Source organism: Geomonas diazotrophica (assembly GCF_018919385.1).
Classification (GTDB): Bacteria; Desulfobacterota; Desulfuromonadia; order Geobacterales; family Geobacteraceae; genus Geomonas; species Geomonas diazotrophica.
This window is the reverse complement of the sequence record NZ_JAHLMF010000020.1, coordinates 38,452-45,473: the sequence shown is the minus strand read 5'-3', so window position 1 is coordinate 45,473 and position 7,022 is coordinate 38,452. Positions and strand designations below refer to the sequence as shown.

The 7,022-nt window shown below is 63.0% G+C and carries 5 protein-coding genes; all 5 read left to right on the top strand.

Annotated elements, in window-relative coordinates; all coding sequences use genetic code 11:
• Positions 1 to 85: IS3 family transposase (locus KOM00_RS21090; RefSeq protein WP_407931683.1), on the top strand; the 85-nt coding region annotated here is incomplete at its 5' end.
• A 148-nt stretch (positions 86 to 233) separates the two neighbouring features.
• Positions 234 to 1,754 carry a HEAT repeat domain-containing protein gene (locus KOM00_RS18815; RefSeq protein WP_216500558.1) on the top strand — a complete coding sequence of 507 codons (1,521 nt, stop codon included), beginning with the start codon at positions 234 to 236 and terminating at the stop codon, positions 1,752 to 1,754.
• Positions 1,755 to 1,905: 151 nt separating this feature from the next.
• Positions 1,906 to 2,913, top strand: a complete 1,008-nt coding sequence (locus KOM00_RS18810; RefSeq protein ID WP_216500557.1) for an NAD(P)H-dependent glycerol-3-phosphate dehydrogenase — start codon at positions 1,906 to 1,908, stop codon at positions 2,911 to 2,913.
• A gap of 163 nt (positions 2,914 to 3,076) precedes the next feature.
• Positions 3,077 to 5,365 carry an ATP-binding protein gene (locus KOM00_RS18805; RefSeq protein WP_216500556.1) on the top strand — a complete coding sequence of 763 codons (2,289 nt, stop codon included), beginning with the start codon at positions 3,077 to 3,079 and terminating at the stop codon, positions 5,363 to 5,365.
• Entirely contained in the window at positions 5,334 to 6,866 is a 1,533-nt protein-coding gene (locus tag KOM00_RS18800) for a hybrid sensor histidine kinase/response regulator (protein WP_216500555.1), read from the top strand. The genes KOM00_RS18805 and KOM00_RS18800 overlap by 32 nt, the downstream gene beginning before the upstream one ends.
• Positions 6,867 to 7,022: the final 156 nt, after the last annotated feature.

Below are 7,022 nucleotides of genomic sequence, written 5' to 3'. Positions count from 1 at the left end.
TTACAATCGCAAGAGGCTACACTCTGCCATTGGCTATTGCTCCCCAGAAGAGTTCGAGCAGCAGGAGTTGAAGATGGCAGCATAAGGGTTTCTAACGTGTCCTCTATTGCGAAGATAGGCCAGATGCACGAGGCGGAACCCCGCCCGCGAAGAGCAGCACAGCGTTTTCCGTCGAACATGCAATCTTTGCCCTCCTTTTGGAGGGGTGCCATGCAGTGAAAAAGGGTAGGCCCATGCAACAGTGCGAGAAGGTAGATAACTCCCTGAAGGAGCGTCGCGACATTCTGGATCTCCTGGTGCGGCTCAAAGGTGACGGCATCTCCATCCACGAGATGGAGCGGATCGGCCAGAAGTTCCAGCAGGCCGGCAAACGGGCGCTGCGACCGCTGGTGCGGGAGCTTTGGCGCGAGAACTCGGGCGAATTGATCACCAAGTACGCCTATGTCCTGGACTTCTTCGACACCAGCGACTGGCTCGACCAGCTGATCCAGATAGCGCTCAAGCGCCAGGACCTCTCTGCCGACGGCAAGGCCGCCCTCATGATCGCGCTGGAAGGTTACGGCGTCGATGTCAACTCACCCCCCTTCAGGCAGGAAAAAACAGGCTCCGGCGGCACGTCTCTGGGACAGCAGGTCCAGGGCGCCATGCAACTGGGCGAGGAAGGGATGGTCACCTTCCTGGACGACTTCCTCTCCTACCCTGCCGAGGTGCAGCAGATCGTGATCCGCGAGCTGTGCCACTCGGGCGACAGTCAGTCACCCCGCCTGCTGGAGGCGATGCTCTGGCACGAGGACCGCGACATCGTGCGCTCCGCCCTGGCGGCACTGGGCAAAATCAGGGACCCCCGGGCGGCCACCGTGCTGCAGGACTTCCTGGCCGACTGCGACGCGGAACTGGCTCCCTTCGCGGAAAAGGCACTGCGCAGGCTCCGCTTCCTGGGCGTCGCCGTGCCGCAGCCGCGCAAGCTGCTCCCCTTCCATTCCGGCTATGCGACCCCGCCCGATGGGGACGGTTACCGTTCGCTGCTCCTGTCCCGCTGGGCCGGTCCCGACACCGTGAGCGTGCTGTACATGCAGGTGCACGAGCGGCGCGGGGTACTTGCGGCATGGGGCGCCGGGGACCTGACCCTGGACAACTTCCAGGCAGAGGTCGAAGGCTTCCGCATGCAGGACGACCTGATCGAGGTGGCTCCGGAGTACCTTTTGGAGCTGGTGCGCGACGCCCTTTACTGGAGCCGCGACCTCTGCTACCTCCCCGCCGACTTCTACATGAGGCGCGGCATCTTCGCCGGCGAAGACATGACCCCGGCCCGCTTTACCGAAAAACTCGCCGACCTCCCCCGCTCGCGCCGGCTCAGCTTCCAGGAAGGGGAGCAACTGGCCCAGCGGCTCTTCGCCGACACATTCTTCTCCGGCTGGTTCATGGCCGAGCAGCGGGTCTATGACTTCGCCGAGGAGTACCGCAGCGGCAAAGGGGAGCAGGTGCTGGAGCGCTTCTGCCGCGAGCTCCTGGCACCGGAGCTGGAGCTGATCAGGGAGCGGTTGCTGGTGAGCGCGGACCTCATGCGCCGCTGCGGCAGGGACAACTTCGAGGTGGCACGGGTCGCGGGACTTGCCGACAGCCTGGTCGACAACCCGCTGCCGCTCCATCTGCACCCGTTCCTGCGCCGCTTCGCCATGGAGAGCATGGAGATCGCCCGCGAATCGCTGGAGCGGGGCGAAGAACCGACGCTGAGGGCGGTCGAAGAGCTGTAGGAAGAAGATCTCCCACTCCAGACCCGGAGCGCGGTTCCGGTACCGGCGGGAGTACCTCGCTTTCACTTCCCTTTTGGAGGGGAATTTCAATCATCTGTGCTACAATGAAGTCCTCATGAGGGCTAGATATTCGGTAAGAGGGCTTGAATAGATGCTAGAGAAAGTTGCAGTCATAGGTGCCGGCAGCTGGGGGACCACGCTGGCCGACCTGCTCGCCAAGAAGGGGCACGAGGTCACCCTTTGGGCCTACGAGTCCGAACTGGTCCTCACCATGCGCGAGACACGGGAGAACGACCTGTTCCTCCCCGGGATCAAGCTGCACGAGAGGCTCGCGTTCACCAACGATCTGGAGGAAGCGTACCGCGGCTGCACCATGGTGCTCTGCGTGGTCCCCTCCCAGTTGGTGCGCCGGGTGATAACCGGCTCCCTCCCCTTCATCCCCAGCGAGGCGGTCATAGTCTCCGCATCCAAGGGGATCGAGGTGGATACCCTCGCCACGGTTTCCGAGATCTACCAGGAGATCCTTCCTCCCGAGATGTACGCCAGGTTCGCCGCCCTCTCCGGCCCGAGCTTCGCACGGGAAGTGGCGCAGGAGATGCCTACCGCCGTCGCGGCCGCCGCGGCGACCGATGAGGTCGCCCGCCGGGTGCAGGAGGCCTTCACCACCAGCTTCTTCCGGGTCTACCGGAACTCGGACGTGGTGGGAGTCGAGCTCGGAGGCGCCATCAAGAACGTCATCGCCATCGCCGCGGGTATCTCGGACGGCCTCGGCTTCGGTAGCAACACCCGGGCGGCACTCATCACCCGCGGCCTTGCCGAGATGACCCGCCTGGGGCTTGCCATGGGGGCGCAGCCGGCCACCTTCGCGGGGCTGGCCGGGATGGGGGACCTGGTGCTCACCTGCACCGGCGACCTGTCCAGGAACCGCAGCGTCGGCATCCAGATCGGGCAGGGGCGGCGCCTCGACGAGATACTCGGCGAGATGCGCATGGTGGCCGAAGGGGTCAAGACCACGGAATCGGCGTACAACCTGGCCAAGAAGCTGGGGGTCGAGATGCCGATCATCGAAAAGATGTACCAGATGCTCTACCAGAACAAGCCGGCGCGCGAAGCGGTCCTGGAGCTCATGACCAGGAACCTCAAGGCCGAAGGAGCTTAGGAACAGATTAAGATTAAGATTAAGATTGAGATTAAGTTTGTGGTCCCACCCGGGGTTTCTTTATCTTAATACAGATTAAGATAAAGATTGAGATTAAGTTTGTGGTCCGCCCCGGGGTTTCTTTCTCTTAATCTCAGTCTTAATCTGCTTTTCAAGGATGGGTATGCAACCACGCTTTGGCATAAGAACCAAACTGCTCCTGTCCATTCTCGCCATTCTCCTCATCTCCTATTCCACCCTGATCTACTCGACCATGAAGACCATGAGCGCATCCCTGCGCACAGAGGTCGACCGTAACCTGGATACCAACCTCACCTACGCCCGCAGCCAATACCTGGACCGCGCCAAGGTGGTCAAGTATTCGCTGCTGCAGCCGGCTACCTCGCGGTTGGTGCAGGAACACCTCACGGCCAAAGACCGGGCCTGGCTGGACGATCGGCTGAAGGTGGTGCACCAGGTGCTCCCCTACCTGGACTTCCTGCTGGTGCTGGACGGCAAAAAAAGGATCGTGGCCGGCACCGACAACGGCTCCGGCGGCGAGGAACTGTACATTGCCGGGGTGCTGGACCAGGCCCTGGCGGGAAAACGGGTGGTGAACTCGACAGAGATCCTGCCGGCCGCCGTCCTCTGTCAGGCAGGGGCAAAGCGCTACTGCGAACAGGAGAGCAACGCGGAGGCGCTGGTGAACACGGTGGCGGTCCCGGTGCTCGGGAGCGACGGCAGCATCCTCGGCTGCTTCGTCGCCGGGGAGATTCTGAACAGCCACGCGACCCTTCCCAGCGACCTGCAGGAGGTGTCCGGCAGCGATGTCGAGGTCAGCATAACCCAGCGGGACCTGCGCATCGCCAGCAGCCTTCCTAGAACCCTGCGGGACACCTCCACCCTGTCCCCCAAGGTCATCGACGTGCTGGAGCGGGGCGAGGTGTACAGGGGGGAGGCCCGCATCGGATCCCGAGACTACGAGACGGTGATCGATCCTATCCTGAACAGCCGCGGCGAATTCGTCGGCTCCATTTCGGTCGCCGTGGCCACGGAACGGTTCAGCGAAACGAAACGTGAAAACCTGGAGAACATCCTCGCCTCCGCCTTCATCGGCATCCTCTGTTCTTTCGGCCTGGCCTTCCTCGCCTCCCGCCACTTGACCGGCCCGCTGCGGCAGCTGGCGGCGAGCGCCAGGAAGATCGAACAGGGCGACCTGGACCAGCGGGTAGAGGGGCACCAGGACGACGAGGTAGGGGTGCTGGCCTCCTCCTTCAACAAGATGGTGCAGGCGCTCAAGGAGCGCGATTCCATCATCAACAAAAAGACCAGCGATCTGCAGGAGCTGAACGAGCAGCTGGAACGGATGGTGGACGATCGGACCTCGGCCCTGGTCATGGAGATGGGGAGGCTGGAAGCGGTGCTGACCAGCCTGGCCGAAGCGGTGGTGGTGACCGACCTGAACAACCGGGTGGTGCTCTTCAACCCGGCCGCACAGCAGCTCTTCGAGTTGGTGCCGCATCGCGTGGTCGGGCAGCCCATAGAGCAGGTCTGCGAACTGGTCGGCTTCACCCCCCTGCTGGAGCGCATAAGGGAGCTGGCGCAGCCGGAGCGCGGGGGGGGGGCCAAGGAGGAACTGACGGTGAAGGGGAAGAGGCTTTACGTCTACCTCTCCTCGCTCACCGACGAGTTCGGCAACTTCGCCGGCATCGTCCTTTCCATCCGCGACGTCACCGTGGAGCAGCAGGTGGACCGCATGAAGACGGAGTTCATCTCGACCGTCTCGCACGAGCTCAAGACGCCGCTCACCTCCATCAAGGGATCGCTGCAGCTCCTCTTGACCCGGAGCAAGTGGCTGACGGACACCGAGCGGCAGCTACTCACCGTCTGCTTCCGCAACACGCAGCGGCTGATTCGGCTGATCAGCGAGATACTGGATATCTCCGGCATCGAGTCGGGGGGGATGGTCTTCAAGTTCAAGCCGGTCTCCATCGGCGAGCTCACCGTGTACGCCGTCGAGGAGATCAAGTCCTACGCCATGGGACGGGACATCACCATCGTTAACACCGTCGGCGAGCACCTCCCAAGGGTGTACGGCGACAGCGATCGCCTGATCCAGGTGATCACCAACCTCCTTTCCAACGCGGTGAAGTTTTCGCCCGAGGGGAAGGTGGTCATGATCAGCGCGGAGCAGGAAGGGAACTACGTGGTGGTATCGGTGGCCGACAAGGGGCGCGTGATCCAGTGGTCGGATCGAGACAAGCTTTTCAAGAAATTCCAGCAGATAGAGTGCCAGGAGCGCGGCAAGGTGGGGGGTACCGGCCTGGGGCTCGCCATCTGCAAGGAGATCGTCGAGCGCCATCACGGCCGGATCTTCTACACCGCAGCCCAGGAGCGCGGCAACACCTTCAGCTTCACCGTGCCAATCATAGGGGAGACAGATGCAAAAGGACAAGATTCTCATAGTCGATGACGAGGCGGATATCGCCCTCATCCTCAAGCTGCAGCTGGAAGACGCCGGCTTCGAGACGGAGCGGGCCCGCGACGGGGTGGAGGCGCTGGAGGCGGTCGAGCGCGAGCATTTCTCCCTGATCATGCTGGACATCAAGATGCCCCGCATGGACGGCCTGGAGGTGCTGAGCCGCATCCGCAGCGACCAGACCCCGGTCGTGATGATGACCGCACACGGCAGCGAGGACATCGCGGTGGACGCGATGAAGAAGGGTGCGCTCGACTACATCTCGAAGCCTTTCGCCGCGGAGGACATGCTGCAGAAGGTGGAGCGCGCCATCGGCATCGACCGGACCAGGAAGGAGAACGCCAGGCTGCAGAGGCAGTTGGACGAGGAGCGCCTCAAGATGGCGACGGTACTCCAGGGGATGGCGGACCTCCTGCTGGCGGTGGACCTGCAGGGTACCATCATCATGGCGAGCCGCCAGGCGGAGGGCGTCCTCTCCGGCGAGGGGGATATCAAGGGGAAGGTCCTGGAAGAGGTGCTCAAGGGGGAGGTGCCGGGGGGGGAGCTGCCGGCCCGGACCGCGTTGCGCACCGGGGAGCCGTGCCTGGACGTCGCCTACCAGCTCCAGATCGGGGGGCAGCTGGTGCCGGTGCTTTCCTCGGCAGCGCCGCTCAAAAACGCGGCCGGCGCACTGGTCGGAAGCGTCGAGATCATCCGCGACATCTCGAAGCTCAAGGAACTGGAGCAGGAAAAGGAGGACTTCGTCAGCATGCTGTCGCACGACCTGAAGTCCCCGATCACCGCGGTAGTCGGCTCCATCGACCTGGTGCGCGAGGCGAAGCTCGGCCCGATCACCGAGGACCAGCGGGAGTACCTGAACGCCGCCATCGAGAGCTGCGAGGAGATGGTGGAGATGATCGACACCCTGCTCGGCATCCACAAGTTCGAGGCGGGCAAGATGAAGCTCACCTTCAGGGACGAGGATCCGGCCTCCCTGGTCAACCGCAGTGTCACCAAGTTCCAGACGCTGGCGCAACGCGGCGCCATCAGGCTGTTCACCACCCTACCCTCCGGCCTGCCTCCCGTCTCGGTGGACCGTTCCTCCTTCAACCGCATCATGGGGAATCTCCTCTCCAACGCGGTGAAGTTCACGCCCGAAGGGGGGGAGATCGAGGTTTCCGCCGACCTGGTGCATGATCCGGCCACGGTGACGGGAAAGGTCCCGGAGCAAAACTACGCGCCGCAGCAGCTTCCCGAGGCAGGAGACTTCGTCCGGATCAGGGTGCGCGACAGCGGGGTCGGCATTCCCGAGGAGTCGCTGGGATCCATCTTCGACCGCTTCGTCCAGGCCAGAAACCGCCGCCAGGGAAAAACCCGCGGCACCGGTCTGGGGCTTGCCTTCTGCAGGAAGGCGGTCGACGCCCACGGCGGCTACATCTGGGCCGAAAGCGAGCCGGGTGCCGGGAGCGTCTTCACCATTTTGCTTCCCGCCCAGCCGGAGGATCCGGAGGAGTAAAGGCTGCCGCTTCATTAGTCGTACGCGGGGTGGCAAACGAGGAGGGTTTTTTAAAACTTTCTCTAATTATTCTGCTTTTTTCTCCTGGCAAATGTAGTAAAGTGGAGCAGCGTCGGAGAGGGGAACCCTCTCATGGGAGTGCCGGCAGTTTCGTTG

Excerpts from the sequence above, each read along its gene's own strand:
- KOM00_RS18815 (WP_216500558.1), top strand. The coding sequence starts at position 234 with ATGCAACAGTGCGAGAAGGTAGATAACTCCCTGAAGGAGCGTCGCGAC.
- KOM00_RS18810 (WP_216500557.1), top strand. The coding sequence starts at position 1,906 with ATGCTAGAGAAAGTTGCAGTCATAGGTGCCGGCAGCTGGGGGACCACG.
- KOM00_RS18805 (WP_216500556.1), top strand. The coding sequence starts at position 3,077 with ATGCAACCACGCTTTGGCATAAGAACCAAACTGCTCCTGTCCATTCTC.
- KOM00_RS18800 (WP_216500555.1), top strand. The coding sequence starts at position 5,334 with ATGCAAAAGGACAAGATTCTCATAGTCGATGACGAGGCGGATATCGCC.